This is a genomic window from Flagellimonas algicola, from assembly GCF_005937185.1.
Taxonomy (GTDB): Bacteria; Bacteroidota; Bacteroidia; order Flavobacteriales; family Flavobacteriaceae; genus Flagellimonas; species Flagellimonas algicola.
On sequence record NZ_VCNI01000002.1, the window covers coordinates 1632740 to 1658101 of the forward strand.

The window sequence follows — 25362 nt, forward strand, 5'->3', positions numbered from 1 at the left end:
AATCCCAATAACTTTTTTTGAATGATAAGAACTGCTTTAATCATGGCGGCAATGCTTGTATTTGCTGCTTGCAAACAAACGGCCGAGCCGATTATTGAGCCGGAAACAGTAGATGAAATAACCGAAGAGGAGGCCCTGGACCTGCTTCATACCTGGACTAATGCCTATTTAAAAAGTGATGCCGGTCCACTTATAGAAGTATTGGATGATACCTGGGAATATTCCGGATCCAGCGATGGAAAAACCACAAATAAAATTACCACTATTGATGAGTTTAGTCAAGCGGATTATTCATTTGACGAAATTGAGTATCACGACCTGAAGGTTAAACTTTATGACGATATTGCCGTGATTAGGGGATGGGAAAGGATGGTGATTTTAGGGGCCGACAAACAGGACACCACAATCTTAAATTTGCGGTTTACCGATGTATACCAGAAAAAGGAAGGTAAAGTTAGGGCAATAGCCACTCATAGTTCGCCTATGAATTAACTATCTAAGTTTATTACCTTATAAATTAACAGTAGCCAACCCATCAGTTAGGGGAACCTCTTGATTAATATCATTTATCCTAATTGCTGATAGAACTGGAATAGGGCTGCAGCACTCTGTTGCTTGTGAAAGCTCGAAGGTAGCATTTACCGTAAAGGAGTGTTCGTCGCTTAGCCTAACGAAGTAATTAAAAGAGCCCTCACTCCAATCAGGGTCTTGAACCAACAGGATGGGACTAGAAATGGACTCCAATGAAAATTGGGTGTTTTCATCATCTATGGTCACATCATTGATGCTGTAGGTGCCATTGTCAAAAACGTTGTTGCCATCTAAAAGCACATCAAAAGCCAAAACACCCAACCTTGGGCATAAATCAGAACAGTTGGCATCGTCAGAGTTCAAACACGACAGCAATAGGAGGGTAGGTAAAATCAAGATAACTAGTCTACGAAACATGGCGAAGTTTATATTTAGATAAAATTTAGCAAAAAAGTTGCTTTTTACAAGGGTTCCAGGTCCAATTCCCAGACTATTGGGTAATAATCACCATCCTCCAGAGGCACCACCGCCCCCAAATCCGCCACCGCCGAAACCTCCGCCAAAGCCACCTGAGCCGAATCCCCCACCTCCAAATCCACCGGAGGAACCGGAACTTCTACCCATATTGCTCAAAATAATCATGTCCCAGATATCAGGGCCTCGTCTTCGCCCTCCACCACGGCCCCCACGGTTGTTTTTGCCCTTTCGGAAGAGGATGATCAAAACGATAAGAAAAATAATCAGGGGAAGCAGTTTTTCAAAAGGAAATCCAGTATCATTTCCAAAGCTTCGACCTTCTTTGAATTCTCCATTTAATACCTGAAAAATGGCATCGGTGCCTTTGTCCAGTCCCCCATAATAATCCCCTTTTTTAAATTCAGGAATAATAACGGATTCAATAATGCGCTTGGACATAAAATCCGTAAGGGAGCCTTCTACGCCATAACCCGTATTAATGGCAATTTTTCGGTCATCCCTGGCTAACAGTATCAATACACCATTGTCCTCATCCGCTTGGCCAATGCCCCAGTTATGCCCCCATTGAGCCCCAAGGTAGGTAATGTCCTCCCCTTGGGTGGTGCCAATAATGGCCACCACAATTTGGGTGGAGGTACTATCCGAATATCGAATAAGTTTTTGCTCCAAAGCCTTGTTTTGATGGGCGGGCAATAAATCTACATAGTCGTAGACACTGGTTTGTTTTTGGGGTTTTTCCGGTATGGTAAACTGCCCCCATGTAATGGTGGTAAAAAAGAAAGCGAGGAGTAGGTTAACCTTTGGATATGGCATCGCTCAATTCGTTGGTGTCTGTCTGGTCCCAAGGGAAATGAACCTGCAATTCCTTCCCGGCGCGCTGCACACCCTCTACAATGCCCTGTTTAAAATCCCCAGTTTTAAAATGATTGGAAATAACCTCCTTGGTGGATTCCCAAAACCCTTTGGGTACCGCCCTGTAAATTCCGGTATCACCGTAGATTACAAATTTTTTGTCCTCAACCGCAACGTACAGCAGTACACCGTTACTTTCCTTGGTGTTGTCCATTTTTAGGAAATGGAATAGCTGTTGGGCACGGCTAAAGTGATCCATTTTGGCTGAGGATTCTATATGAACTCGTATTTCACCAGAAGTGCTTTTCTCGGCTTCAAGAATAGCAGTCACTATATCCTGTTCTTCCTCATACGTTAGGAAATCCTCTACTTTGGACATGTTTAATTGAAATCGAAATTAACATCAGGTGCATTCTCGGCACCAGGATTGGAACTGAACAAGGCCAATGGGTCAAAATTGGCAATGCTTGCAATAATATTGGTGGGTATTTTTTGAATTTTGATGTTGTACTCTCCGGCAATATCGTTAAAGCGATTTCGCTCCACATTGATTCTGTTCTCTGTACCTTCCAATTGGGACTGAAGTTCCAAAAAGTTTTGATTTGATTTTAAGTCGGGATAGCGCTCTACGGTGACCAACAGTCTTGAAAGGGCGGAAGAAAGTCCGGTCTGTGCTTGTTGAAATTCCGCTAGTTGCTCAGGGGTGATATTGTTGGCATCTATGGTAGTTGAGGTGGCCTTGGCTCTGGCTTCAATAACATCCTTTAGTGTTCCTCTTTCAAAATCTGCAGCGCCTTGGACCGTTTTTACCAAATTGCCAATTAAGTCACTTCTTCGTTGATACGAGCTTTCCACATTGGCCCATTGTTTGGTGGCCTGGCCTTTCATATCTACCAGCGTATTGTTGGTTCTAACGTACCATCCACCTAAAATAACGGCGAGCACGATTATTACAATCACAGCAAGAATGCCTTTTTTCATCTTCTTGGTTTTTAGTGTTTTATATAGTTATAGTTGTTCCTTGATCTTGAGCAGCTCGGCCTTCACTTTTTGTAGTTTCTGAATGACCTCGAAATTGGAGAGGGTTTTTTGTTTTTCCTCCTTCAGATGGATCTTGGCGCCCTCAAGGGTGAAGCCCCTTTCCTTGACCAAATGATAGATCAACTGCAAATTCTTGATGTCTTGGGGAGTAAACTTACGGTTGCCCTTGGCATTCTTTTTGGGCTGGAGCACATCAAATTCCTTTTCCCAAAAACGAATCAGGGAGGTGTTAACTCCAAAAGCCTTGGCCACTTCGCCAATGCCATAATATCGTTTTTCCGGGAGGTCTATGTGCATTAATCCAAGGATTGATTCTCTTGATTGGCGAACTTGAGCATGTTTTCAAACTCTTCCGCCGTCAAACTTCCGTAGTAGAAGTTGATCGGATTGATCCGTTCCTCGTCCTTAAAGACTTCGTAGTGCAAGTGTGGGGCCTCTGAGCGACCTGTATTGCCTACAAAGCCAATGAGGTCTCCTCGCTTTACTTTTTGCCCTTTGGTTACATTGTATTTGCTCAAATGGGCGTAGAGCGACATATAACCATAACCATGGTCTATGCGTATATGCTTTCCATATCCTGAAGATCTGTTGTCTGCTCGTTTTACCACACCATCTCCAGTGGCATAGATAGGAACCCCTCTTGGAGCGGTAAAATCCATACCCCAATGCATCTTTCTAGCCTTGGTAAAGGGATCGGAACGCCAACCGTAGCCAGAAGCCATACGGGTTAAATCTTCATTACGTACCGGTTGAATGGCGGGAATTGCAGCCAACAATTTTTCTTTTTCCTCAGCCAGCTTGGCAATTTCATCCAAGGATTTGGATTGGATCACCATTTGCTTTTGAATAATGTCCAACTGTTGCGTGGCATTGATAATGATTTCAGAATTATTGAACCCTTCCAAGGATTTATATCGATTGATTCCTCCAAAACCTGCCCTGCGTTGTTCTTCGGGTATGGGATTAGCTTCAAAGTACAGGCGGTAAATATTGTTGTCCCTATCCTCAATATTGGCCAAAACCTGCTCCATTTGTTCCATCTTTTTGGTCAAAATCTCAAATTGAAGCTCATAATTGCGTACCTCTCGATCCAAGGAAAGTTCCTTGGGCGTATTTAACCAACTGGTGTTAAGAAGGACAATCAATCCAAGAATACCAAATAAAGCAGAACCCAACAGGAAAAAGAGAAAATTTCGGTACTTTTTGGACTTTTTGGGTTCAATCTTTCGGTAAGAAAGAGTATCCGGATCGTAATAGTACTTAACTTTAGACATGTAGGGATTTTATCCTATTTTTGCGCATTCTTTTTAAGGAGAACAAACAAATATAAAAATTGTTTTGCTTAAAGTGTTAAATTTAATAAAACCCTAGCATTTCCGATGACATCCCAAGAAGTCAGAAACTATTTTTTACACTTTTTCAAGGATAAAAAACACAAGATTGTTCCTTCGGCTCCCATGGTCATGAAGGATGATCCCACCTTGATGTTCACCAATGCGGGAATGAACCAGTTCAAAGAGTTTTTCTTGGGAAACTCCATCCCCAAATCCAAGCGGGTCACAGATACCCAGAAATGTCTTAGGGTCAGCGGAAAACATAACGATTTGGAAGAGGTAGGTAAGGATACTTATCACCATACCATGTTTGAGATGCTTGGCAATTGGAGTTTTGGGGATTACTTTAAAAAAGAAGCCATTCAGTGGGCATGGGAATTGCTTACCAAAGTTTATAAAATTGACAAGGATAGTCTGTATGTCTCTGTTTTTGAGGGCAGTGATGATGCAGATAATTTGGAGATGGACAAGGAAGCCTTTGAGCTTTGGAAGGCCATAGTTCCTGAGGACAGAATCATTATGGGGAACAAAAAGGACAATTTTTGGGAAATGGGCGACCAAGGTCCCTGCGGTCCTTGTTCCGAAATCCATGTGGATATACGATCTAAGGAAGAGAAAGCCAAGGTTCCAGGTGCCTCCTTGGTAAACCAAGACCATCCCCAGGTAGTGGAAATATGGAACCTGGTGTTTATGCAATATAACAGGAAGGCCAATGGACAATTGGAAAACCTTCCAGAAAAACATGTAGACACTGGAATGGGCTTTGAGAGATTATGCATGGTCTTGCAAGGTGTACAGTCCAACTATGATACGGATGTATTTACCCCTTTGATTCGGGAAATTGAGACCATAACCGGTAAGAAATACGGCAAAAACGAGGAAACCGATATTGCCATCAGGGTGGTGGCAGACCACATAAGGGCAGTGGCCTTTTCCATTGCTGATGGACAACTTCCGAGCAACAATGGGGCAGGCTATGTTATTCGAAGGATTTTAAGACGGGCCATCCGCTATGGATTTACTTTTTTGGGAACCAACAAGCCTTTTATCTATCGCTTGGTAAAGGTGTTGGGAGAAACCATGGGGAAAGCGTTTCCAGAACTTCGGGAGCAATATCAGCTTATTGAAAACGTGGTCAAGGAGGAGGAAAGTTCTTTTTTGAGCACCTTGGAGCAAGGTTTGGTCTTGTTGGATTCGGTGATTAAATCCGCCAAGGATAAAACCATTGATGGGCAAAAAGCCTTTGAATTGTATGACACTTTTGGGTTTCCTATTGACTTGACTTCCTTGATTTTGGAAGAAAAGGGATATCAGTTGGATACCGAAGGTTTTGAAAAAGCCCTAAAAGCCCAAAAAGACCGTTCCCGGGCTGCTTCAGAAGTGTCCAAGGAAGACTGGACGGTACTTTTGGAGGACTCGGAGCAAGAATTTATTGGTTATGATCAACTGGAATCTGAGGTGAAGGTAGTCAAGTATCGCAAGGTAACCAGCAAAAAAGGGGGCGATCAGTATCAATTGGTCTTCAATCTAACTCCATTTTATGCTGAAGGTGGCGGACAGGTTGGCGATAAGGGCTACTTGGAAGCATCCAATGGCGATGTGGTCTATATCATCGACACCAAAAGGGAAAACAACGAGATAGTACATTTTACGGAAAATCTGCCCAAAAACATCTCGGGAACCTTTAAGGCGGCTGTGGATCAAAAACAACGTTGGCGTACGGCTAGCAACCATACGGCAACCCATTTATTGCACCAAGCTTTAAGAGAGGTGTTGGGAACCCACGTGGAGCAAAAAGGTTCTGCGGTACATTCCAAGTATTTGCGTTTTGATTTCTCCCATTTTTCCAAGTTGAGCACCAAAGAACTTCGGGATGTGGAGAATTTTGTCAATTCAAGAATTGAAGGGCAATTGCCTTTGGAAGAGCATAGGAACATTCCTTTGAAAGAGGCAATGGACCAAGGTGCCATGGCCCTGTTTGGGGAAAAGTACGGGGATACCGTCCGGACTGTTCGTTTTGGCCAGTCCATTGAACTTTGTGGAGGCACCCATGTAAAGAACACCTCGGATATCTGGCATTTTAAAATTGTTTCCGAAGGAGCGGTAGCAGCCGGTATCCGAAGGATTGAAGCCATTACCTCAGATGCGGTTAAGGAATTCTACTTTTCCAATAATCGTATGCTTTTCGAGATTAAGGATCTATTGAACAAAGCCCAAGACCCGGTGAAGGCGGTGACTGCACTACAGGACGAAAACAATGCGCTCAAAAAGCAGGTGGAGCAATTGTTGAAGGATAAGGCCAAAGGCCTTAAAAATCAACTGATTTCTGAATTGCAGGATGTAAATGGTATCCAATACTTAGCCAAACAGGTAGAATTGGATGCCGCCGGAATCAAGGATTTGGCCTTTGAAATGGGCGGGCAAATTAACAATCTTTTCCTTCTCCTCGGAGCTGAAAACGATGGAAAAGCACTTTTATCCTGTTACATTTCCAAAGAATTGGCGTCCAACAAGGGATTGAACGCGGGAGCCATTGTTCGTGAATTGGGAAAACACATCCAAGGTGGAGGAGGTGGACAGCCTTTCTTTGCCACGGCGGGAGGTAAAAACCCGTCCGGTATTCCCACAGCATTGGATAATGCTCTTGAAATTGTAAAAGCAACCACATAATAAGTGCCCTTTAAGCTAAAGCATATCAACTGGAAATACATTTTTGGAGAAATCCTTTTGTTATTTGTTGGTATTAACTTGGCCATTTGGTTCAACGATTGGAATGCTTCAAGAGCTATCCAGAAAAACAAGGAGATTGCACTGACCAAAATTAAGGTTGAATTGGAAGCTAACTTGGAACAGCTGGCGGAAAATCACACCGAAAACCAAAAAATCCCCAAATTTTTCCAAGAATTGGACAGCCTAAAGAACGATGAAGATGAACTGCTCTTGACACCACAAAGATGGAATGCTTTTGTGAATTCATATCCTGATTTGATAGAGACCATAGACTCGGTCTCGGTAGGAAATGGAAAGTACAAATACGAAGGAGATACGACCATATTTTTGGAAATCACGGATTTGAGCAACATTGCGTGGGAAATCTCAAAATCCACAGGAATCTTTCATGAATTTGGATATGATTGCCTTTATGAGCTTCAGGGAATATATCATACCCAGAACTTGGTTAAAAGCGAGCTCAAGAAGGCTACAGAAGCTTTGGGGAACAAGTCCATTGATGATTTGATTCGGGTGTTAAACTTTATGGGTCAATTGGAAGAGCAATTGGAAAATCAATATCGGGATATGATCGAGAACATTGGAAATTGCGAGTAGCATGAAACTACAGACCCAAATACCACTCGAACCGATTGGCAACCCCATTGATTACACAAGCAAAATCTTATTGCTGGGCTCCTGTTTTGTGGAAAACATGGGGACGAAACTGGAATATTTCCAGTTCCAAACCAAACTAAATCCCTTTGGGATTCTGTTTCACCCGCTGGCCATCGAGAATTTGGTCACCCGGGCTGTACAGGAACAACCCTACCAACCACAAGAAGTATTTGAACAGGATGAGAGATGGCTCTGTTTTGACGCGCATTCGGATTTAGCAGCAAATTCTAAAGATTCACTCCTTGAAAATTTAAATTCGACTTTACAGGAGACACAAAAATGGCTTCGTTCAGCTTCGCATATAATGATCACCTTGGGGACAGCTTGGGTCTATCGAAACCATTCAACCCAAAAAATAGTGGCCAATTGCCACAAGGCGCCCCAAAAGGAGTTTGGCAAGGAATTGTTGACGATCAAAGAAATTGAATCTAGCTTAGAACGAACCTTGGAATGCGTTTCAGAAGTAAACAAAAAGGCTACCGTTGTTTTCACGGTATCGCCTGTTCGCCATCTCAAAGACGGCTTTGTGGAAAATCAACGGAGCAAGGCACACCTAATTGCGGCACTGCACGGTCTTTTCTCATCTCGAGATGTCACCCTGAGCCAGTCGAAGGGGAAGTTGAGAGGTCATTATTTTCCAAGCTATGAAATCATGATGGATGAGCTACGGGATTATCGGTTTTATGCTAAGGACCTGATCCATCCCAACGAATTGGCGGTTGACTATATCTGGGAGCGGTTCAAATCGGTTTGGATTTCTGAAGAAATTTACCCTGTAATGGAAGAGGTGGAAGGCATTCAAAAAGGATTGGAACATCGACCATTTAACCCAGAATCTGAAGGGCATCAAAAGTTCAGAACGTCGCTAGAGGCTAAAATCACGTATCTTAAGGAGCGATACCCCTTTATGCATTTTGAACCATGAAAAAAATACTCCTGGGGGCATTGATTGCCCTTACTTCCATATTGATTTACAAATCTTGTACGGATTACAATCAGGATAAGGCCCTGTTAACGGAGAGTTCCCTGCTTATTCAACAGGAGTTGAAAAATGTCTCTAAGTTGATTGTGACTGAAGGACATTTTTCGGAAGTATATAATTATGCAGATTCTAAGGAGTTGTTTGGAAGTTTGGTCACCGCGGACAAAAAAGCATTAGTCGTGGCCAATGCCCAAGCCATCATTTCCTATGACCTTTCCCAATTGGAAATTGAAGTGATAGAGGCAGAGAAAACCATTAGGATTTTATCTATACCAGAGCCGGAGATTACCATTAATCCGGATTTTGAATATTATGATGTAACGGCGGATTATTTTAATCCTTTTGGGGCAGAGGACTATAATGCCATTAAGGAAAATGTAAACGAATCCCTCCGAAAAAAAATAGAGGCTTCATCCCTAAAATCAAATGCTGAGAACAGGTTGTTGAACGAGCTTTCGCGGATTTATGTGCTGTCAAATTCGATGGGTTGGAGACTTACCTATCAAGAAAAACCAATTGCTTCGACCAATGAACTACTTGACCTTGGCAAAACTTTGGTCGATTAATTGTAACCCGTCGTCAATCAAATGCCCAACCTCTGGACGTGATTTTTTTACTTCTTCCAAATGGGATTTGATGGTAATGGCCAACTCGTCCCGCTGTCCTTTTCTGGCCAGTTCGTAGAGTTCAACCGGTAGCAGCCAATCTTCTGGGAATTCTTCTTTGACTTCTTCAAAAAGCTTGCCTCTTGAAATGAAGGTATTGATACCATCTCGATAATCACGAACCCTCTTGTAATGGGCCTCAAGCTTTAAACGCTGATTATCCCTGGTCTTTTTGATTGTCGTTTCTGTAATCTTGTGGGTGATGAGGTCAAAACTTAGCAAATCGGCTGGGCCATTATAGGCTGAGACTACATCTTGTCCAACGGCCATATGATACAGACCCCATTCGGGCAAAAACAGCACTTCATCTTGATAACTTACTTTGCAATCCTTGAAGGTGATCAGAATAATTTTTCCTTGAAGGTTTCGGGTTCCGGTCACAATGGTACCTTCCACTTTTACACCACCTTCAAATTTAAGAGTGACCTGTTCCTCTTCAAAAATCTTGTAGGCTTTTAGGTCGCGCGGGCTCATATCTTCTATGGCAAGATTAATACCCTTCAGCTTTCCAATGGGAGAGCCAAATCCATCCGCATGGTCCAAAGTGCTATGCCCTACCAACTCTTTATCCCTGTAGGCCAACGCTGTTGGGCCATTGGTTTTGATATAAATGGGTTTTCCTTGGTGTTCAATTACTTCTCCAAACGTTCCAGAAATTTGTAGACCCGTGCTCAATTCCAAAGTTCCAAGGGCTTTGGAGGAAATAAGTTTTTGAACCCCTTCAAGGCCACCTGTACGCAATGCCATGCTATTGGCAAAATCCTCCAGTACTTGACTCAAATGTGCGAAATGTGGGGTCACGAACAATTGAGGTTGGGGTTTGGTGATATCAAATGCGGTTTGCGCAGCTTCCAGGGTATACGGTAGTTTTTGCACATCATGTTGCATGCACCATTTGCTCTCACCGATGGAAGAAAGCAGTCCTGCTCCGTAAATTTTTGGATTTTCAACAGTCCCGATCAAACCATATTCCACGGTCCACCAATGCAAGTTTCTGATGAGGGCCATTTCACTGGGTTCTCCCATATTTTCCTGCAAGTGTTCAATGTGTTTTTCTGCTTTTTCTATTTCTGATTGAGGGGTGCCGGCCGCTTCCTTTATAATGGAAAGATGCCGTACTGCTTCGTATAGCTCATAATCCTTGGCACTGGAGATGGCCTTGCAGCCAATTTCCCCAAACCTTCGCAAATATTCTGCATATTCCGGATTGGCAATAATGGGGGCATGTCCAGCTCCTTCATGAATAATATCAGGAGCAGGTGTATATTCAATGTTTTCCAATTGGCGAATATCCGAAGCGATGACCAAAACATTGTAGGCTTGGAACTCCATAAAAGCGGCTGGAGGGATAAATCCATCCACTGCTACGGCAGCCCATCCAATTTCCTTTAAAATGCGGTTCATTCCATACATATTAGGAATATTGTCAATGGAAATTCCAGTCTTTTCCAATCCTTCCACATACGATTTGTGAGCTACTTTGCTCAAGTAATCCACATTTTTCCGCATCACATAGCGCCAAACAGCCTGATCTATGGGGGTGTATTCCTCATAATTCTGCGGTTTAATGAACTGCTTCAGGTGTTCTGGAAGCTTGTCCAAAATAGGATTGCTTTCGTAGGCTTCTTGTTTCATTGATTGAATAAAATATAGGTATATGTGCTATATAAAGTTACAAAATATAGGTTAAGCACTGTTAATCAAATAAAATATAGGAATAAAGTCTATTAGACTTATAAAATATAGTAATTATGTCTAATTTTATGATAAATTGAATACCCAAACAGGAAAATATGCAGGAACGCTTGGACTCCATTGATCGTGAGATTCTAAAAATATTGGAAAAAGATGCCAAGACCATCGCCAAAACCATTGCGGAGCAGCTGGGATTAACAAAGACACCCGTCTACGAACGTATCCGAAGAATGGAGCAGGAGGGTTACATCAAAAATTATGCTGCCATCCTTGACAAGGAGAAGATTGAACACAGTATTACCGTGTTTAGTTTTGTATCCTTGGAGGCCCAAAAAGGCCATTTGATGGATGACTTTTTAGACCAGGTCAAACAATTTGCAGAAGTAACCGAATGTTTTGTGGTGGGAGGGGAATTTGACTTTTTACTTAAGGTCATTGTAAAAGACCTGGATGCCTACTACAATTTTGCCAAGACCAAAATTGCATCATTGCCCAACATTGGGGCGGTAAAAAGTGCCTTTGTCCTAAAGGAAGTGAAAAACCAAACAAGCTTTCCGTTATTGTAAAAAGAGAACGAAGAATCCAATTCACTTATCAACCGCAATAAACTCCAAACCAGTTACTACAGACTCTTCGTTCTACTTATCTTTTTTTAGTTGGATGCCACCGCTGGCATCGGAGGATATTCTTTTAAAATATGTGAAACAAACGCACGGATTCGCTCCTCTTTCTTTTCAATGTTCTTGGTATTGTTAAGCGTCCCTACGCCGCGTCCCTGCCAAACCAGTTCTTTTTTGTTGGCATCAATAACGTCAATGTACAGGGAGCCTTCAGTACGGGTGCTTACATTGTTTCCAAAGCCTCCTCCCCAGCCCCAGCCCCAACCAGGACCCCAGACCCAGGGATTGTAGAAGCCGCCCCATGCGCCACCCCATCCAAAGTTGTTGTTATACACATCTACACGTTCACGTTCCTTGGTGAAAATGCTGATCAGCACGTCGGGTTTTTGGGATTTGGCAAAGCCACGGGAAGTCATTTCCGTCTCAATAGCCTTTAGAATTCGTTTTTTGTCCAAATCTGATATTTGGGCCTTATCAATGCCGGTTTTGTAGAAGGCATAGGTTTGATATTCGCCAAAATTCGTTTGGGTATCATAATCGGAAACCACGCGTACAGAAGAGCAGGAAACCATAAATGTAGCCGCTAATGCGACCAAGGTGAGAAGTTTTACATTTTTCATATCAATTTTACTTTTGAGTTCAACAGAAAAGACTAAAAATAAGTCACAAATATTATGCCGAACATACTATTAACGCTGGCGATTTGTTTTTTTATCGTAGCCATAGGGACAGTGTCGGCAACCACTTTCACAACAATAACCCCTTTTAAGATGGTATTGTTTTGTAAACACCTTATATCCTTCTTCGGATAAGTAATAATCGCCCTCTTCAAGAGGAATGAGCTCCTTCATTTATGATGAATCCTGTCCTATACCATATAAAATTAAGCTATTCCGATGAAAGGCATGACATGGTAAGGATTGCGTTATTCACCGAAATTGTTAATCTTATTATCGATGTATTCCAAAGTTGTGAGGCCACAAAAGTTATATTTGTAGGAAACCTATGATAATTCGATTTGATTTTAGTCTTTAAACATTTCTTTTATCGCAACTATGTAGGCTTGTCTTTATGGCCCTTTATCATTTTAAAGGAAGGTGCTCTTAGGAAAGACGATGTATTGATCAACCATGAGCGTATTCACCTGAAACAGCAACGGGAACTTCTCATCATACCTTTCTATTTCCTTTATATTACCGAATGGATACTGCGAACGGTTTTATATCTGGACAGTTATAGGGCCTACCAAAATATCAGTTTTGAACGTGAGGCCTACGCCAATGAGGATGATATGGAGTATATATTCCAGAGAAAACCCTATAGTTTTTTGAACTATTTGACGCGTTAATTTTCAAGATTGTTGGTTCCCAATCAAAAAGTTGATTTGCCATTTTTTAAGGAAAGAGGGGTGACTCTTTATCTAAAAAGGGAGGACACTATTCATCCGCATATTTCCGGAAACAAATACCGAAAACTCAAATACAATTTTGTTGAGGCGAAACAGCGGAGGCAGGACACCTTACTCACCTTCGGTGGTGCTTTTTCCAATCATATTGCGGCTACAGCCTTTGCTGGTCAAGAGGCCGGACTAAAAACCATCGGAGTCATCCGAGGGGAGGAGCTAGAGGAGGGGTGGCAAAAAAATCCAACGTTAAAACTGGCTTCAGAACATGGAATGAAGTTTTATTTTATATCCCGAAGCGAGTATCGGCAAAAAGGCAATCCAGAATATCAAAATCAGTTAAGGTCAAGATTTGGCAATGTTTATCTTTTGCCCGAAGGCGGAACTAATGATTTGGCCATTAAAGGTTGTGAAGAAATTTTGACTGAGGAGGATAACAGGTTCGATTTTATTTGTAGTGCCGTGGGTACGGGTGGAACTATAGCTGGACTTATCAATTCAGCACAACCACACCAAAAAGTTTTGGGATTTCCCGCGCTTAAGGGGGACTTTTTAAATGCCGATATCCAGAAGTTATCAGATAGTAGAAATTGGGAATTAATCCAGGATTACCAATTTGGCGGATATGCTAAAATCAACACCGAATTGGTTGACTTTATCAACAATTTTAAAAAGAAAACAGGCATTCCCTTGGATCCCGTTTACACGGGAAAGATGGTTTTTGGTATTTTTGACCTGATAAAAAAAGGCTTTTTTAAGTCAAGTACCCAAATTTTGGCCATCCATACCGGAGGTTTACAAGGGATAAAAGGCATGAACGAAGTACTGAAACGAAAGAATTTACCGTTATTGGATTTATGATCAGAAGAGTTGGATATGTTATGGTGCTCGTTGTTTTATTAACGGGTTGTAAATCCAAAAAGAGAACAGTTACACGACAGCCGAAACCGGTGGTGGAAACTACAACCCACCGAAACCCTAATCGGGATTTACCTAAAGATGGACCCAAGGAATCGGAATTGTACCCACTGCCTGTTAACCCAGGCCGATTTGTAAAATTTCCCATTGCCGATACCCAGGAATACATCGAAACTTTTGCCGAAATGGCCCAATACGAAATGCGAGCCTTTGGCATTCCGGCCAGCATTACCTTGGCGCAAGGAATTTTGGAAAGTGGATCGGGAAAGGGTGAGTTAACGCGAAAAACTAACAACCACTTCGGCATAAAATGCCACACCGGATGGGACGGGGAATTCGATTTCCATGATGATGATGCAAAGGGGGAGTGCTTTAGAAAATACAACCATCCTATGTATTCGTTCCGGGACCATAGCATTTTCTTGTCTTCACGTTCGCGATATGCTTTTCTCTTTAATTACAGACGGGACGACTATAAAAAATGGGCCTACGGGTTGCGTCAAGCAGGATATGCAACGGACCGCAAATATCCTCAAAAGCTGATTGCCTTGATAGAGCGCTACAATTTGGACCAATATGATGAAGCAATAGTTCGCGGGGGACTGGATACCGTACGGGCACCCAAAAAGTATGACGTATTCACCCATGTGGTGGAACAAGGTGATACACTTTATGGCATTTCAAGAAAATATACCATTTCGGTAGATGAACTAAAACGACTCAACAATCTGAGCAGCAATACCATTTCCATTGGGCAGGTGTTGAATATTAGAAAAGAAAAGACGAAGTAAAATGTCACATCGAGCGCAGTCGAGATGTGATTATATGGATGTCGTTCTCGACTGCGCTCGAACGGACATCAAAGACTAGAACACTACATGCTATACCAACGAAGTAGCGCCTTGTTCGCCGAGGCCAAAAAATACATCCCGGGTGGAGTAAATTCACCAGTACGAGCCTTTAAAGCCGTAGGCGGAGAACCCATTTTCGTAAAAGAGGCCAAAGGGGCTTATCTCTATGATGAAGATGGCAATCAATTAATTGACTACATTGCCTCTTGGGGTCCGTTAATTTTGGGCCATGCCCATGAGCCTGTAATCAATGCAGTGATTGAGAAGGCCAAAAAAGGAACCTCCTTTGGAATGCCCACCGAAATTGAGACCGAACTGGCCCAATTGGCCGTTTCCATGGTGCCGAACATTGATAAAATCCGTTTTGTGAACAGCGGCACCGAAGCTTGTATGAGCGCGATCCGATTGGCACGTGGTTATACAGGAAAGGACAAGATTATCAAATTTGCGGGTTGTTACCATGGCCATTCCGATTCTTTTTTGATTCAGGCGGGGAGCGGAGCGGTGACTTTTGGAAGTCCGAACAGTCCTGGAGTGACTCAGGGAACCGCCAAGGATACCTTGTTGGCCAATTATAACGATTTGGAAGGGGTAAAAGCCCTTGCCGAAGCCAATAAAGGTGAAATTGCGGCCATTATTCTGGAACCTGTGGCCGGAAATATGGGTTGTATTATCCCTACAGATGAATTTATCCATGGCCTTCGTGAGCTTTGCACCCAAGAAGGCATTTTGTTGCTTTTTGATGAGGTAATGACCGGTTTCCGATTGGGCAAAGGTGGCACACAAGAAGCCTTGGGCATTGACGCAGACATTGTGATGTTTGGAAAAGTAATTGGCGGTGGACTGCCCGTGGGTGCTTTTGCAGCACGCTCGGAGATTATGTCTCATTTAGCACCGGAAGGTCCAGTATACCAAGCCGGAACCTTGAGCGGGAATCCGCTGGCCATGAGTGCCGGATTGGCCATGCTTACTGAACTTAACAATAAACCTGAAGTATTCACTAGTCTAGCCGAAAAAACGGAATATCTACATAATGGTATCGCGGAAGTTTTGACCGAAAAAAAAGTGACGCACCAAATCAACAGATATGGCAGTATGATCTCTGTGCATTTCTGTGAAGACCCTGTTGTGGATTTTGCTTCCTCGGCCAAAGGCAATAACGATGCTTTCAAAAAATACTTTCACGGGATGCTGGAGCAAGGAGTTTATCTCCCACCGTCGGCTTTCGAAAGTTACTTCCTGAATGATGCTTTGACGTATTCGGATTTGGACAAGACCATTGAAGCTGTTGGAACTATTTTCTAATGTCCTTTCCCAGATTCCTGTAGGAGAAACTAATTTAAATTTAATTGGATATTGCTCCTTCCCATATCCTTGTGGAGCAACAAATTTCACATTAATTAAATACTGCTCCTTCCCTTTAAGGGAAGGTGTCCGAAGGACGGAAGGGTCAAAACATGAATTTGGTTACAACTAATCAAAATGCTCCTGAATCTCCTCTAGCACCGAAACCAAATTCTCAAACACCATTCTATTTTCAAATCGGAGAACGGTAAAACCCAGATTTTCCAAATATTGAGTCCGGAAACAATCTTTTTCTTGGGCCACAGCATTAAAATGCACCTGTCCATCCAGTTCAATAATCAGTTTTTCAGAAGCGCAATAGAAATCCACAATGAAATTATCAATGCTGTGCTGTCTTCTGAATTTCCTTCCGTCCATTTGTTTGCGTTGCAGTTTTGTCCAGAGAAAAGCCTCGGCCGGGGTCAGGTTTTTACGTAGGTCTTTCCGATACTGTTTTAGTATACGTTTGTTATGTCGCCTCATTGGGTATTGTAAGATTGGGTAGGGGTAAGGTAATTAATTTATTAATTAGCTAAAACCCCTCCGTCCTTCGGACACCTCCCCTCCTACGAAGGGAGGAGTTTTTTTTAAGTTTAAAGCATATACAAATCACTAAACCTCCTCCATAATTATCTCCTTACTCAGCAGCATGCCCGTCATGGCGCCCATGTACACCGCGTTGGACACGGTTCGCATCCGAGTGGTGTTGTCCCCGCAGGCGTAAATTCCTTCCACGCTGGTTTTCTGCATCTCATCTACGGCAAGGTATCCTTGTTCGTCCAGTTCAGCGCCAAGGGAAATGGGAATATCACAATGCTGTTCAAAAGGAATATGGGCATACATCGCCGTAAGGGGAGCAGTACTTCCATCTTCAAAATGAAGTTGGCTAATGTATCCCTTTTCATGCTCCACTTTTTGGATTTCTTTTTCTTCAAGCTTAATATGGAGCGACTTCAGTTGCTGCACCTGCTCGGGTGACAAGCTAGTTTTTCCGTTGGTATAAAGGGTGAGGTCCTCGGTCCAGTTGGTCAGGAATTTGGCAAACTCAAAGGCCTCTTCCCCATCAAGCAGAATTCCCGTCTTGGCACCGCGTACTTCATACCCATGGCAATAGGGACAGTGCAAAATGGAAATCCCCCAACAATCCGAAAAACCTTCAATGGTGGGCATAATGTCCTTTATACCCGTGGCAAAGACCAGCTTTTTAGCTGTGAACTGCTCCTTGTTGGAAGTGGTAATTTCAAACCCATCTGCAATCTTTCTACCTTCGGTAGCCAAGCCATCAAAAAATTGAACGGTGCTGTATTGGGCTACCTGACTTCGACCCAGTTGGGCAATCTCATGTGGCGGTACCCCGTCCTGGGTCAAAAAATTATGCGAATAGGGGGTTTGCCGGTTGCAGGGCTTACCGCTATCTATGATCAAAACTTTTTTCAGGGCCCTACCCAGGGCCATGGCAGCGGAGAGGCCCGAGTAGCTTCCGCCAACAATAATAACATCAAAATGGTTCTTTTTCATGGGATAATAGGTGCTAAAATTTAAGGGATGAAACAGCATGCCCGATGCGGTAACGCTGCTGCTCTTGTTTATAAATGTCCTTCGGCTCATGGGTCTCATGACGAGCTCTTAATAATACAAGAACAAAAGTATAGACCATAAAGGTCTGGGCAGTAGGACAAGTGCAGGGTTGAATAGGACTTATGCGAAGTTTTGCCGATAGGCGTCTGGCGAATGTCCCGTGTGTTTTTTAAAGAACCGGATAAAATAGGAAACATCCTCGTAGCCCAAGGCATAGGCAATTTCCTTGACCTGATTGCTGGTGGCCAGCAACATCCGTTTGGATTCTAGAATCATCTGGTCATTGATGACTTGGGAACAGGTCTTGCCCAATCCGGCCTTGGTAATGCTGTTGAGCTGGTATGCGCTTAGGTTCAACATCTCGGCATAGTCCGAAACCTTTTTATGGGTGCCCAAATGCGTTTCCAGCAGTTCCAAAAAGACCTCCAGTTGCTCGCGGGGGTAGAGGTCTGGGCCTTTAAGCTTGGGAACCTTAGCTTGCTGCTGGCGTAAAAGCTCGATTAAGAAAATGTCCAGTTGCGCCTTGATCATTTTTTCATGACCTGGGCGTTCTGCGGAAAACTCGTCCAGGATGGCATGTAAGGGTGCGGTCACATTTGCGTAAGAAGAAGGATTGAAGGAATACAGCGTGGTATTGCTGCAAGAGCGGAGCAGCAATCTGGAATCCATGCTGCAATTATCAAAAAAGTCTGAAGTAAACTGCATTACAAAACCGGTGGAGCCTTGGTCCAATGTAAGATCGTGCACCTGCCCGGGTCGCATAAAGAACACGCAATGATCACCTACCGGATAGGGCGTAAAGTCAATATGATGTTGGCCAGAGCTATGCTCCAAAGCCAGGACAAAGTAAAAATCGTGCCGGTGCAGTTCCTGTACCATGGGGATTTCTTCCAAAAGTATGGTAATATCCCTAATGATAAAGTTCCCCAAAAGGTGGGGTTCCTCTTGGAAATGATGCAGCCGTGCAATTGGGATTTCTTTCATGTGATTATACCTAATCCTATTTAGCAATATATAAAGCTAGTTTGTTATACCAATTTCTCCAAGGGAATAGCATGAGTCTACCAATTCCGTTAAAGTGTGTTAAAATATTACCGAACGTTTGGTAAAATTGAAAATGATTGTACATTTGTCCCATGAGAATGGCAAAAGTATCAGATCAGGAAATTTTATACGGGCTCATGTCCGTGTTTCGTTCCAAGGGATATGACGGGGCGAGCTTAAACGAGTTAGCCGAGGCCACTGGACTAAAAAAAGCCAGTCTCTACCACCGCTTTCCCGGAGGTAAAAAGGAAATGACGGATGCCGTGCTGGACTTTATGGAAGCCTGGATCAATGAAAAGGTCTATAAGGTACTTTCCAATGCGGAATTGCCACCCCAACAACGGCTTAAAGATGCCCTGCACAATATTGGAGAGGTATACGGCCATGGGACGAAGGTCTGCCTGTACCGCTCCTTGAGTATGGACACCGGCATGTCGCTCTTTGGCAACAAAATAGAGCAGGGGATTGGGCAGTGGTTGGAATCGTTCAGCATTATGGGCGAGGCCGTTGGCAAAGATTCGGAAACCGCCATGCAATTGGCCAAGCAGAGCTTTATTGAGGTCCAAGGAAGTCTGGTGCTAAGTAAGGCCATGGGCAACACCGAGCCTTTTGCCGAGACCCTCCAAAATATTGAACGGAGATATACAGCATAAAAAAATTTAACCCATATAATAACCGAACGTTCGGTAATTAACAAAAACAACAATAGAGATTAAAATCATGAAAACAAGTAAATCAATTCTAGTAGTATTTGTAATGGCACTTTTTGTGGCCACGAACCTTAACGGACAGCGTAAAAAGTCCGGTGTAGAGCCTTATCCAACCACATTCAACACTGCCAAGGTGGCCGGTTTGGATATTTTTTATCGCGAAGCAGGCCCCAAAGATGCCCCAACCCTGTTGTTGTTGCACGGGTACCCCACTTCTTCACACATGTTCCGCAATCTAATAGAAGATTTGTCCCAAGATTATCATTTAATCGCACCGGATTATCCTGGCTATGGGCGCAGCTCCCAACCACCCATGTCCGAATTTGAGTACAGCTTTGACAACTTTGCCGAGATTGTTGATGAACTCTTGGTGCAACTTAAAGTAGACCGATACAGCTTATACCTCATGGACTATGGTGCACCAGTAGGGTATCGCATTTTTGAGAAACATCCAGAGCGTGTAGAAGCATTTATTGTGCAAAACGGAAACGCCTATTCAGAAGGTTTGGCAGATTTTTGGGATCCCCTGCGCAAGCTTTGGGCTGACAATTCGGAAGAAAACAAAAAGTCCTTGGAAGGATTTCACCAGATTGGTGGTCTTAAATGGCAGTACCTGCATGGGGTGCAGGACAGTACCAAAGTAAGTCCGGATAACTGGCACCACGACCTGCAACACTTGGCCCGTCCGGAGAACAACGAAATCCAGCTGGCCATGTTCTACGATTACCGTACCAATGTGGACCGATACCCTGGATGGCAAAAACTGTTTCGGGAATATCAGGTACCTACCTTGATCGTGTGGGGAAAGAACGATTACATTTTTCCACCTTCAGGAGCGCATCCGTACAAACGTGACCTTAAGAATGTGGAGTTCCATTTGTTGAACACTGGACACTTTGCCCTGGAGGAAAAAGGGGATGAGATTGCCAATTATATCAGCAACTTCCTATCAAAGAATAAGATAAAATAATTCGAAAACCAGTAATTAGGTGCACTGCCCGTGGCTCATTTTTTTTCATGAGGCTACGGGTAGTGTTTTGGGTTTTAATCCGACTTAGGTCAGCATAAACAACATACTATGGAACAAGAAGTAAAACAGCCGGTTCCTCCATTCACCTTGGAGACGGCCAAACAAAAAATACAATTGGCGGAAGATGCCTGGAACAGTCAAGATCCGGTAAAAGTTTCAAAAGCCTATACGGCGGATAGCGAATGGCGAAATCGGTCGCAGTTCATCAATGGGCGGGAAGAGATTCAAGCGTTTTTGACGGACAAATGGGAAAATGAACGCCAATACAAACTCAAAAAGGAGTATTGGGCGCATGGCTATGATCGTATTGCTGTTCGGTTTGAGTACGAGTATCAAAACAAGGACGGACAATGGTTCCGCGCCCATGGCAATGAAAATTGGGAGTTTGATAAAAATGGCCTGATGAAGAAGCGGTATGCAAGTATTAATGATGTGGCTATTTTGGAAGGGGATAGGCGATTGTGATTCCACCCCTCCGATTCCAACTTCGTTGGAATCACCTCCCCTTCACAAGGAGAGGAGCATTCTAGTATTATAAATTTACTCCTCCCTTCGAAGTGGGAAGGTGGCTCAATTTGCAATTGAGCCGGAGGGGAGGGGTTTTACAAAAAAAACGGGGCGTAAAAGCCCCGTTTTCCACAAAAATCTAACTAAACCAACCTAACTAAATCGGTTTGATCCAAAGCAGGTGTTGCCACTTGCTTCGTTCTTTAAGAATGAGCAAAATGTTGATAGCAAACAGACCTCCGGTCTCTAATAGTTCGCCTAGCTCATCAGCTTCCAAAAAAACATGGAACAAAAAAATGTGCAAGGTGATGGGCAGTAAGAAAATGGCGCCCACAAAGCTGGTGCCTTGCAACAGTACCAACAGACCAAATAACAACTCGCAAATACCCAGCACCTGCCAAAAGTATCCGGTCTGTTTGGCTCCACTGATGTACAATATTTTTTGAAGGGTACTTTCCTTTTCAGGAGCTTTAAATTTCTCGGCTTTTTCTACAACCTCGATTGGGGTTGGGATTGGTTTCTGGAACTTCTGGATGCCTCCGTAGACCATCATTCCGCCCAAAACCAGACGAAGGATTATAAAAACAATATTCTTGATGTTCATGATGTCCTTTTTAAAGTCTTTCGTAAGTAAATTGGGCGTTACCACGAACCCCTTCGTTACTTATATAGGCAGTGAACATCATCTTATAGTAGTTTCCTGCGGCATCTTTTAGCACGTAATAGCGGTCATCCTTCAATACCCCGCCAAAGGCATCTCTCCATCCACTACCGATTGCTGTTCTGTCATCGTAAACCAATGCGGATTCGTCCACATCGCCCCTGGCAAAATCGGCATAGGAAGGCACATCAAACTCGGTAACCACACCTTCGGAATCCCTTTCATAGGTGGTTATCTGGTAAAGTCCCACATCTCCCAAAGTGTTGTGCACGGCAAAATCGGAATAGGTCAATCCGGCAACAAGTGGGCCTTGGTAACCATAATAAGAAAACACCCCACTAAAGTTGATGTCCCATGCATCAGCTGCTGGTTCTACGCTTACGCTCTGACCTTCGGTCAAGCTAAAACCAGAAACCAAGTAGCTGGAATTCTTGGGAACTGTTACCTCGGAGAAATTTGCTGTCTCGTCCAAGGCTGCATATTGAATGGTATAATTGCTTCCATCGCTCAGGATCCGCACCTTCATAAAGCCTCGATGGTCGCCAGTGGTGTTGATACTTCCAGGTTCGGCGGCTTCGGTAGGAATCTCGTTTCCAAGACCCACAATGTAAACATTGTTTTCGTCGGCCGTTGTGGAAATCTCTGCAAAGGCCGTCCCTTCCAAATCCCCTTGCCAGGTATCGGTAAAGACTACACCTTCGTCAATATCCCCGTACTGGAAATAACCCACAGGCAATCCTTGGAGTAGTTCTTCCACAGTGTTTACGGTTACTGTGGTAGGTTGAAAGGTCATAGCATCCAAAGTGTTCAGTTCCAAGGGAGAGGTTAAAGCTGTGGCCTCGGTTACCGAAAGTAGATCTGTGATTCCTTCCAACTCGGCGGCCGATACCAGTAGCGAGGCATTCAAATACACCCGGTTTTCGGAGCCATTGAACAGACCTAGTTCCCAAGTATCCCGTTTTACCGCTGTCTGAACTCCAGAGCTAAAATCGAAATACACTTGATTGGGCATGTTGGAACCCCCATTTTCCAAATCGATGATACCGTTCAAGGCTGCGATGGGTGAAAAACTAACGGTCGCGGAGTTTACGGAACCATTCATCCAGTCCGTATTGTCAAATTCATCCAAGGAGAAGGTAACCGACTTGGTGGTTCCTTCAATGGGGTCCAAGATTTTAGTGAAGGTAATGGTAGTGCTTAAATCTCCCACCGCCACAGGAAGGGAAATACTTCCGGAGGTTGCTGCTGGAACAGTAGAGAAATCGGTGCCGTAAACCGCATTTTCGCCTGTAAAGGATACCGTGATCGTGCCAGCTTCAGTGGCCGCTCGTGAAAAATTCAGGGTGATTTCCTTGGTGGTATCCGTTTCCGAAGTACTAATGGTGGCAGTACTAAAAGTTACCGAAAAATCAATAAGATCATCTGAATCGTCACTACTACAAGCACTCAGCATTGCCAAAAACAGTGATACGGATAGAAAAGTAAGTTTTTTCATGGTTTTTAATTAAGGTTTAATTTGTATGATAGTTTTAGAAAATAAGATCTTCCGTTACCGAACAACCTGCTAGAAGTTGAATTGGATGCATGTGCTCCTGAAGGCACATTGGAGGCGTTTACGGTAACAATGTCGAGGATGTTTCGTGCACCAAGGGTGATATCCAAATCCTTGGTAAGACTTGTTCTAACAGAAGCGTCCATCCAAGTGAAATTATCGGTTTGCCCTACCACGGGACCACTGTCCCCAGGGACCAAAACCTGTGTTCTTCCGGTATATTTTAATTGGGTGGAAAGTGTGGTTTTCCAAGAAGGGATGGTATAGCCCAAGGTAGTCTGAAGGTTAAAGCTCCAGAGATAATCACTGTTACTATTCGCAGAGCCGTCAATCGCTGTGGATTCGCCCATATAAGTTGCGCCCAATCCAGCTTGCCAACGGTCCAATTTGATGCTGTTCTCCCACGAAAATCCCAAAATCTTGGAATAATCCACATTCGCAAAGGTGAAGAGGCTTCGGTCATTATCATCCGCGGTTACCACGCTGGCTATCTTGTCCTGAATATCAAAGTAATACGACTTAATCGCCGATTTTAGAAGGCCACTTTCCCCGATTTTGTACTTGTTTTCCAAATTCAAAAACACGGAAATTCCATCTTCAGGTTGAAGGTTGGGATTCCCTTGCACATTGTGGTTGGCATCCACAAAATAGAAGAACAACTCCTCAAAATTGGGCGCCCTGAATGCAGAGCCAAAGACGGCTTTTAGTTTGAAGGTATCTGTAAAATCATAGGTAGAGGAAAGGGACCATATCAATTGGTTGCCAAACTGGGAATTGTTGGTGAACCGTGCTCCCGGATAAAAGGAAAGCTTGTCTGTTAGATTAAAGTCCAGTACCCCAAAAAAGTCATAGTTTTCCAAAGTGTTTTCGACCACGTCATTGGAATATTCCCCAGTGGCGATGGCATCAAACCCGGTTTGGCGGGTGAACTCATACCCCAACTGCGCATTAAAAAACTCCGATTTGGGGACGATGTTGGAGACAAAACCCTTGGAATAGTAAATTTTACTAGACTGACTTAGATCATCCGCGATAAAAGACTCAATACCTTGTTGTAGAATGTTGTAGACATATTGTTGGTAGTGGCGTTTTTGGTCTTGGTATGAAAAGAACAGATTGTAATTGGTCTGTCCTTTTAAAGGACCCGAAACGGTGAGGTTGTTGACCCAGCTATCGGTTTCAAAAATTTCGTCCAATGCAGTAGGGTTTACCAAACCGGTGCCGGGGTCCAAACGTCCGGTTACGTTGCGATCGTAAACCGTCACCTCTTCGTCAAAGTACTGCAGCTTAAAAAAGATACTGTGCTTGCCCAAGGTGGCATTTAGGTTACCAAATGCGGTCAGTTGTTCCTTAGGATTCCATTCGGTTCCGCGGAGACCGTCATTGATCAAGGTATTATCTTGGATATTGACATAATCTTTACCTCGGAAGTTGTTATAGAAACCGGCATAATCGTTTCTGGATGCGCCAATGGAGTAGCCCAACTTGTTATTGACCTGATTGCTGACTTTAAAGTTTTGGATGTGTCGGCCTTCATCAAACAGGGCATATTCGTCTCCAACGGTTTCCTCTTGTACGGATACTTGCACCTGCCAGGCATAGTCACCTTCCAGGCCTCGTTTGGTTACGATATTGATAACCCCTGCTACCGCATTATCCCCATACAGCACTCCCATAGAGCCTTCCACGATTTCGATGCGGTCAACATCCTCTAGATTTATTTGGGTGATATCGATATTATTGCCTACCCCATTATCACTGGCAACAGGGATGCCATCAATCAAGATTTTCACGTATTGCCCATCCAAACCAAACATGTTCACAGTGGATCTTCCGGTAGAAGCATCTGGGGTAATTGTGATGTTGAGGTTATAGTTCAGAATATCGGCCAGATTGTTACCCGCAACTTTGGCAATGTCCTTTTGATCTACCACCCCAACGGCGAATAGTTTCTTGCTGAGCGACATCACTTTGCTCTCTCCGGTCACCACAACTTCATTCAATTGCTTGAGTGCCATGGATTCTTGCTCTAGAGAATCGAGTTGTTGCGAATTTACATAAGCACCTATTAAACAGGATGTTAAGATTACGGGTATTTGGTTATTTAGATTCATTCTTGATTAATTGTCGACAAATATATAAGTAATTTTAATTCAGTCTAAATAAAATTAATATTTTTGT

28 protein-coding genes are annotated in these 25362 nt (G+C 43.4%); 13 read left to right on the top strand and 15 right to left on the bottom strand.

Annotated elements, in window-relative coordinates; genetic code table 11:
• Positions 1-21: 21 nt before the first annotated feature.
• Positions 22-492: a nuclear transport factor 2 family protein gene (locus FGG15_RS16105; protein WP_138838086.1), complete on the top strand. Its 471-nt coding sequence runs from the start codon at positions 22-24 to the stop codon at positions 490-492.
• Positions 493-510: 18 nt separating this feature from the next.
• Here the strand turns inward: FGG15_RS16105 and FGG15_RS16110 are convergent, their stop codons facing one another.
• The 6 genes from FGG15_RS16110 to FGG15_RS16135 form a co-directional block, all read right to left on the bottom strand.
• On the bottom strand, positions 511-948 hold the full coding sequence (locus tag FGG15_RS16110; protein WP_138838088.1) for a hypothetical protein: 438 nt from the start codon (positions 946-948) through the stop codon (positions 511-513).
• A gap of 87 nt (positions 949-1035) precedes the next feature.
• On the bottom strand, positions 1036-1821 hold the full coding sequence (locus tag FGG15_RS16115) for a TPM domain-containing protein (protein WP_138838090.1): 786 nt from the start codon (positions 1819-1821) through the stop codon (positions 1036-1038).
• A complete protein-coding gene (locus FGG15_RS16120) occupies positions 1802-2239 on the bottom strand; it encodes a TPM domain-containing protein (protein WP_138838091.1) in 438 nt (145 codons plus the stop codon). Before FGG15_RS16120 ends, FGG15_RS16115 begins: the two co-directional genes overlap by 20 nt.
• Before the next feature lie 2 nt (positions 2240-2241).
• A complete protein-coding gene (locus FGG15_RS16125; protein WP_138838092.1) occupies positions 2242-2841 on the bottom strand; it encodes a LemA family protein in 600 nt (199 codons plus the stop codon).
• 27 nt (positions 2842-2868) lie between these two features.
• Complete coding sequence (locus FGG15_RS16130; RefSeq protein ID WP_138838093.1) at positions 2869-3198, bottom strand: MerR family transcriptional regulator; 330 nt, start codon at positions 3196-3198, stop codon at positions 2869-2871.
• Positions 3198-4175 carry a M23 family metallopeptidase gene (locus FGG15_RS16135; protein ID WP_138838094.1) on the bottom strand — a complete coding sequence of 326 codons (978 nt, stop codon included), beginning with the start codon at positions 4173-4175 and terminating at the stop codon, positions 3198-3200. The genes FGG15_RS16130 and FGG15_RS16135 overlap by 1 nt, the downstream gene beginning before the upstream one ends.
• Positions 4176-4280: 105 nt before the next feature.
• Between FGG15_RS16135 and alaS the strand changes: the two genes are divergently transcribed.
• Genes alaS through FGG15_RS16155 form a run of 4 tightly spaced genes read left to right on the top strand, consistent with a single transcriptional unit; the run spans position 4281 to position 9170 of the window.
• Positions 4281-6905 carry an alanine--tRNA ligase gene (alaS, locus tag FGG15_RS16140; protein WP_138838095.1) on the top strand — a complete coding sequence of 875 codons (2625 nt, stop codon included), beginning with the start codon at positions 4281-4283 and terminating at the stop codon, positions 6903-6905.
• Positions 6906-6908: 3 nt separating this feature from the next.
• Positions 6909-7562 (top strand): hypothetical protein, encoded by a 654-nt coding sequence (locus FGG15_RS16145; RefSeq protein ID WP_138838096.1) that lies wholly within the window; start codon positions 6909-6911, stop codon positions 7560-7562.
• Between the two features lies 1 nt (position 7563).
• The gene (locus tag FGG15_RS16150) at positions 7564-8547 is read left to right on the top strand and encodes a GSCFA domain-containing protein (protein WP_138838097.1); all 984 of its coding nucleotides are present in this window, start codon (positions 7564-7566) and stop codon (positions 8545-8547) included.
• Complete coding sequence (locus tag FGG15_RS16155; protein ID WP_138838099.1) at positions 8544-9170, top strand: DUF4230 domain-containing protein; 627 nt, start codon at positions 8544-8546, stop codon at positions 9168-9170. Before FGG15_RS16150 ends, FGG15_RS16155 begins: the two co-directional genes overlap by 4 nt.
• Here FGG15_RS16155 and FGG15_RS16160 read toward each other — a convergent pair.
• On the bottom strand, positions 9138-10904 hold the full coding sequence (locus FGG15_RS16160; RefSeq protein ID WP_138838101.1) for an aromatic amino acid hydroxylase: 1767 nt from the start codon (positions 10902-10904) through the stop codon (positions 9138-9140). The two genes, FGG15_RS16155 and FGG15_RS16160, sit on opposite strands and share 33 nt — an antisense overlap.
• Before the next feature lie 158 nt (positions 10905-11062).
• Between FGG15_RS16160 and FGG15_RS16165 the strand changes: the two genes are divergently transcribed.
• Positions 11063-11530 (top strand): Lrp/AsnC family transcriptional regulator, encoded by a 468-nt coding sequence (locus FGG15_RS16165; protein WP_138838103.1) that lies wholly within the window; start codon positions 11063-11065, stop codon positions 11528-11530.
• Positions 11531-11616: 86 nt separating this feature from the next.
• On the opposite strand, the gene FGG15_RS16170 is transcribed toward FGG15_RS16165, so the two are convergent.
• Complete coding sequence (locus tag FGG15_RS16170; protein WP_138838105.1) at positions 11617-12204, bottom strand: DUF4136 domain-containing protein; 588 nt, start codon at positions 12202-12204, stop codon at positions 11617-11619.
• Positions 12205-12273: 69 nt separating this feature from the next.
• Positions 12274-12435 (bottom strand): DUF5522 domain-containing protein, encoded by a 162-nt coding sequence (locus FGG15_RS20110; RefSeq protein WP_161991984.1) that lies wholly within the window; start codon positions 12433-12435, stop codon positions 12274-12276.
• Positions 12436-12602: 167 nt separating this feature from the next.
• Here FGG15_RS20110 and FGG15_RS16175 point away from each other — a divergent pair, with 167 nt between their 5' ends.
• The 4 genes from FGG15_RS16175 to hemL all read left to right on the top strand — a co-directional run bounded on the left by FGG15_RS16175 (position 12603) and on the right by hemL (position 16060).
• Entirely contained in the window at positions 12603-12932 is a 330-nt protein-coding gene (locus FGG15_RS16175) for a hypothetical protein (RefSeq protein WP_138838107.1), read from the top strand.
• Positions 12933-12968: 36 nt separating this feature from the next.
• Positions 12969-13847, top strand: a complete 879-nt coding sequence (locus FGG15_RS16180) for a 1-aminocyclopropane-1-carboxylate deaminase/D-cysteine desulfhydrase (RefSeq protein WP_237561843.1) — start codon at positions 12969-12971, stop codon at positions 13845-13847.
• Positions 13844-14695: a glucosaminidase domain-containing protein gene (locus tag FGG15_RS16185; protein WP_138838110.1), complete on the top strand. Its 852-nt coding sequence runs from the start codon at positions 13844-13846 to the stop codon at positions 14693-14695. The genes FGG15_RS16180 and FGG15_RS16185 overlap by 4 nt, the downstream gene beginning before the upstream one ends.
• Positions 14696-14782: 87 nt before the next feature.
• On the top strand, positions 14783-16060 hold the full coding sequence (hemL, locus tag FGG15_RS16190) for a glutamate-1-semialdehyde 2,1-aminomutase (RefSeq protein ID WP_138838112.1): 1278 nt from the start codon (positions 14783-14785) through the stop codon (positions 16058-16060).
• 168 nt (positions 16061-16228) lie between these two features.
• On the opposite strand, the gene FGG15_RS16195 is transcribed toward hemL, so the two are convergent.
• The 3 genes from FGG15_RS16195 to FGG15_RS16205 form a co-directional block, all read right to left on the bottom strand.
• Positions 16229-16582, bottom strand: coding sequence for an endonuclease domain-containing protein (locus FGG15_RS16195; protein ID WP_138838113.1), 354 nt, complete (start codon positions 16580-16582; stop codon positions 16229-16231).
• Positions 16583-16711: 129 nt separating this feature from the next.
• Positions 16712-17716, bottom strand: coding sequence for an NAD(P)/FAD-dependent oxidoreductase (locus FGG15_RS16200; protein WP_138838115.1), 1005 nt, complete (start codon positions 17714-17716; stop codon positions 16712-16714).
• 81 nt (positions 17717-17797) lie between these two features.
• Positions 17798-18661 carry a helix-turn-helix domain-containing protein gene (locus FGG15_RS16205; protein ID WP_138838117.1) on the bottom strand — a complete coding sequence of 288 codons (864 nt, stop codon included), beginning with the start codon at positions 18659-18661 and terminating at the stop codon, positions 17798-17800.
• A gap of 158 nt (positions 18662-18819) precedes the next feature.
• On the opposite strand from FGG15_RS16205, the gene FGG15_RS16210 reads away from it, so the two are divergent.
• The 3 genes from FGG15_RS16210 to FGG15_RS16220 all read left to right on the top strand — a co-directional run bounded on the left by FGG15_RS16210 (position 18820) and on the right by FGG15_RS16220 (position 20926).
• Positions 18820-19374 carry a TetR/AcrR family transcriptional regulator gene (locus FGG15_RS16210; protein ID WP_237561844.1) on the top strand — a complete coding sequence of 185 codons (555 nt, stop codon included), beginning with the start codon at positions 18820-18822 and terminating at the stop codon, positions 19372-19374.
• A gap of 67 nt (positions 19375-19441) precedes the next feature.
• The gene (locus FGG15_RS16215; RefSeq protein ID WP_138838120.1) at positions 19442-20401 is read left to right on the top strand and encodes an alpha/beta fold hydrolase; all 960 of its coding nucleotides are present in this window, start codon (positions 19442-19444) and stop codon (positions 20399-20401) included.
• A gap of 108 nt (positions 20402-20509) precedes the next feature.
• The gene (locus FGG15_RS16220; protein ID WP_138838122.1) at positions 20510-20926 is read left to right on the top strand and encodes a nuclear transport factor 2 family protein; all 417 of its coding nucleotides are present in this window, start codon (positions 20510-20512) and stop codon (positions 20924-20926) included.
• 199 nt (positions 20927-21125) lie between these two features.
• On the opposite strand, the gene FGG15_RS16225 is transcribed toward FGG15_RS16220, so the two are convergent.
• From FGG15_RS16225 to FGG15_RS16235, 3 genes are read right to left on the bottom strand one after another with little or no spacing between them, the layout of a single operon-like run.
• A complete protein-coding gene (locus tag FGG15_RS16225) occupies positions 21126-21572 on the bottom strand; it encodes a DoxX family membrane protein (RefSeq protein WP_138838123.1) in 447 nt (148 codons plus the stop codon).
• A gap of 10 nt (positions 21573-21582) precedes the next feature.
• Positions 21583-23124 (bottom strand): HmuY family protein, encoded by a 1542-nt coding sequence (locus FGG15_RS16230; protein ID WP_138838125.1) that lies wholly within the window; start codon positions 23122-23124, stop codon positions 21583-21585.
• 5 nt (positions 23125-23129) lie between these two features.
• Positions 23130-25295, bottom strand: a complete 2166-nt coding sequence (locus FGG15_RS16235; protein WP_138838127.1) for a TonB-dependent receptor plug domain-containing protein — start codon at positions 25293-25295, stop codon at positions 23130-23132.
• Positions 25296-25362: the final 67 nt, after the last annotated feature.

Excerpts from the sequence above, each read along its gene's own strand:
- FGG15_RS16105 (WP_138838086.1), top strand. The coding sequence starts at position 22 with ATGATAAGAACTGCTTTAATCATGGCGGCAATGCTTGTATTTGCTGCT.
- FGG15_RS16110 (WP_138838088.1), bottom strand. The coding sequence starts at position 948 with ATGTTTCGTAGACTAGTTATCTTGATTTTACCTACCCTCCTATTGCTG.
- FGG15_RS16115 (WP_138838090.1), bottom strand. The coding sequence starts at position 1,821 with ATGCCATATCCAAAGGTTAACCTACTCCTCGCTTTCTTTTTTACCACC.
- FGG15_RS16120 (WP_138838091.1), bottom strand. The coding sequence starts at position 2,239 with ATGTCCAAAGTAGAGGATTTCCTAACGTATGAGGAAGAACAGGATATA.
- FGG15_RS16125 (WP_138838092.1), bottom strand. The coding sequence starts at position 2,841 with ATGAAAAAAGGCATTCTTGCTGTGATTGTAATAATCGTGCTCGCCGTT.
- FGG15_RS16130 (WP_138838093.1), bottom strand. The coding sequence starts at position 3,198 with ATGCACATAGACCTCCCGGAAAAACGATATTATGGCATTGGCGAAGTG.
- FGG15_RS16135 (WP_138838094.1), bottom strand. The coding sequence starts at position 4,175 with ATGTCTAAAGTTAAGTACTATTACGATCCGGATACTCTTTCTTACCGA.
- alaS (WP_138838095.1), top strand. The coding sequence starts at position 4,281 with ATGACATCCCAAGAAGTCAGAAACTATTTTTTACACTTTTTCAAGGAT.
- FGG15_RS16150 (WP_138838097.1), top strand. The coding sequence starts at position 7,564 with ATGAAACTACAGACCCAAATACCACTCGAACCGATTGGCAACCCCATT.
- FGG15_RS16155 (WP_138838099.1), top strand. The coding sequence starts at position 8,544 with ATGAAAAAAATACTCCTGGGGGCATTGATTGCCCTTACTTCCATATTG.
- FGG15_RS16160 (WP_138838101.1), bottom strand. The coding sequence starts at position 10,904 with ATGAAACAAGAAGCCTACGAAAGCAATCCTATTTTGGACAAGCTTCCA.
- FGG15_RS16165 (WP_138838103.1), top strand. The coding sequence starts at position 11,063 with ATGCAGGAACGCTTGGACTCCATTGATCGTGAGATTCTAAAAATATTG.
- FGG15_RS16170 (WP_138838105.1), bottom strand. The coding sequence starts at position 12,204 with ATGAAAAATGTAAAACTTCTCACCTTGGTCGCATTAGCGGCTACATTT.
- FGG15_RS20110 (WP_161991984.1), bottom strand. The coding sequence starts at position 12,435 with ATGAAGGAGCTCATTCCTCTTGAAGAGGGCGATTATTACTTATCCGAA.
- FGG15_RS16185 (WP_138838110.1), top strand. The coding sequence starts at position 13,844 with ATGATCAGAAGAGTTGGATATGTTATGGTGCTCGTTGTTTTATTAACG.
- hemL (WP_138838112.1), top strand. The coding sequence starts at position 14,783 with ATGCTATACCAACGAAGTAGCGCCTTGTTCGCCGAGGCCAAAAAATAC.
- FGG15_RS16195 (WP_138838113.1), bottom strand. The coding sequence starts at position 16,582 with ATGAGGCGACATAACAAACGTATACTAAAACAGTATCGGAAAGACCTA.
- FGG15_RS16200 (WP_138838115.1), bottom strand. The coding sequence starts at position 17,716 with ATGAGACCCATGAGCCGAAGGACATTTATAAACAAGAGCAGCAGCGTT.
- FGG15_RS16205 (WP_138838117.1), bottom strand. The coding sequence starts at position 18,661 with ATGAAAGAAATCCCAATTGCACGGCTGCATCATTTCCAAGAGGAACCC.
- FGG15_RS16210 (WP_237561844.1), top strand. The coding sequence starts at position 18,820 with ATGGCAAAAGTATCAGATCAGGAAATTTTATACGGGCTCATGTCCGTG.
- FGG15_RS16215 (WP_138838120.1), top strand. The coding sequence starts at position 19,442 with ATGAAAACAAGTAAATCAATTCTAGTAGTATTTGTAATGGCACTTTTT.
- FGG15_RS16220 (WP_138838122.1), top strand. The coding sequence starts at position 20,510 with ATGGAACAAGAAGTAAAACAGCCGGTTCCTCCATTCACCTTGGAGACG.
- FGG15_RS16225 (WP_138838123.1), bottom strand. The coding sequence starts at position 21,572 with ATGAACATCAAGAATATTGTTTTTATAATCCTTCGTCTGGTTTTGGGC.
- FGG15_RS16230 (WP_138838125.1), bottom strand. The coding sequence starts at position 23,124 with ATGAAAAAACTTACTTTTCTATCCGTATCACTGTTTTTGGCAATGCTG.
- FGG15_RS16235 (WP_138838127.1), bottom strand. The coding sequence starts at position 25,295 with ATGAATCTAAATAACCAAATACCCGTAATCTTAACATCCTGTTTAATA.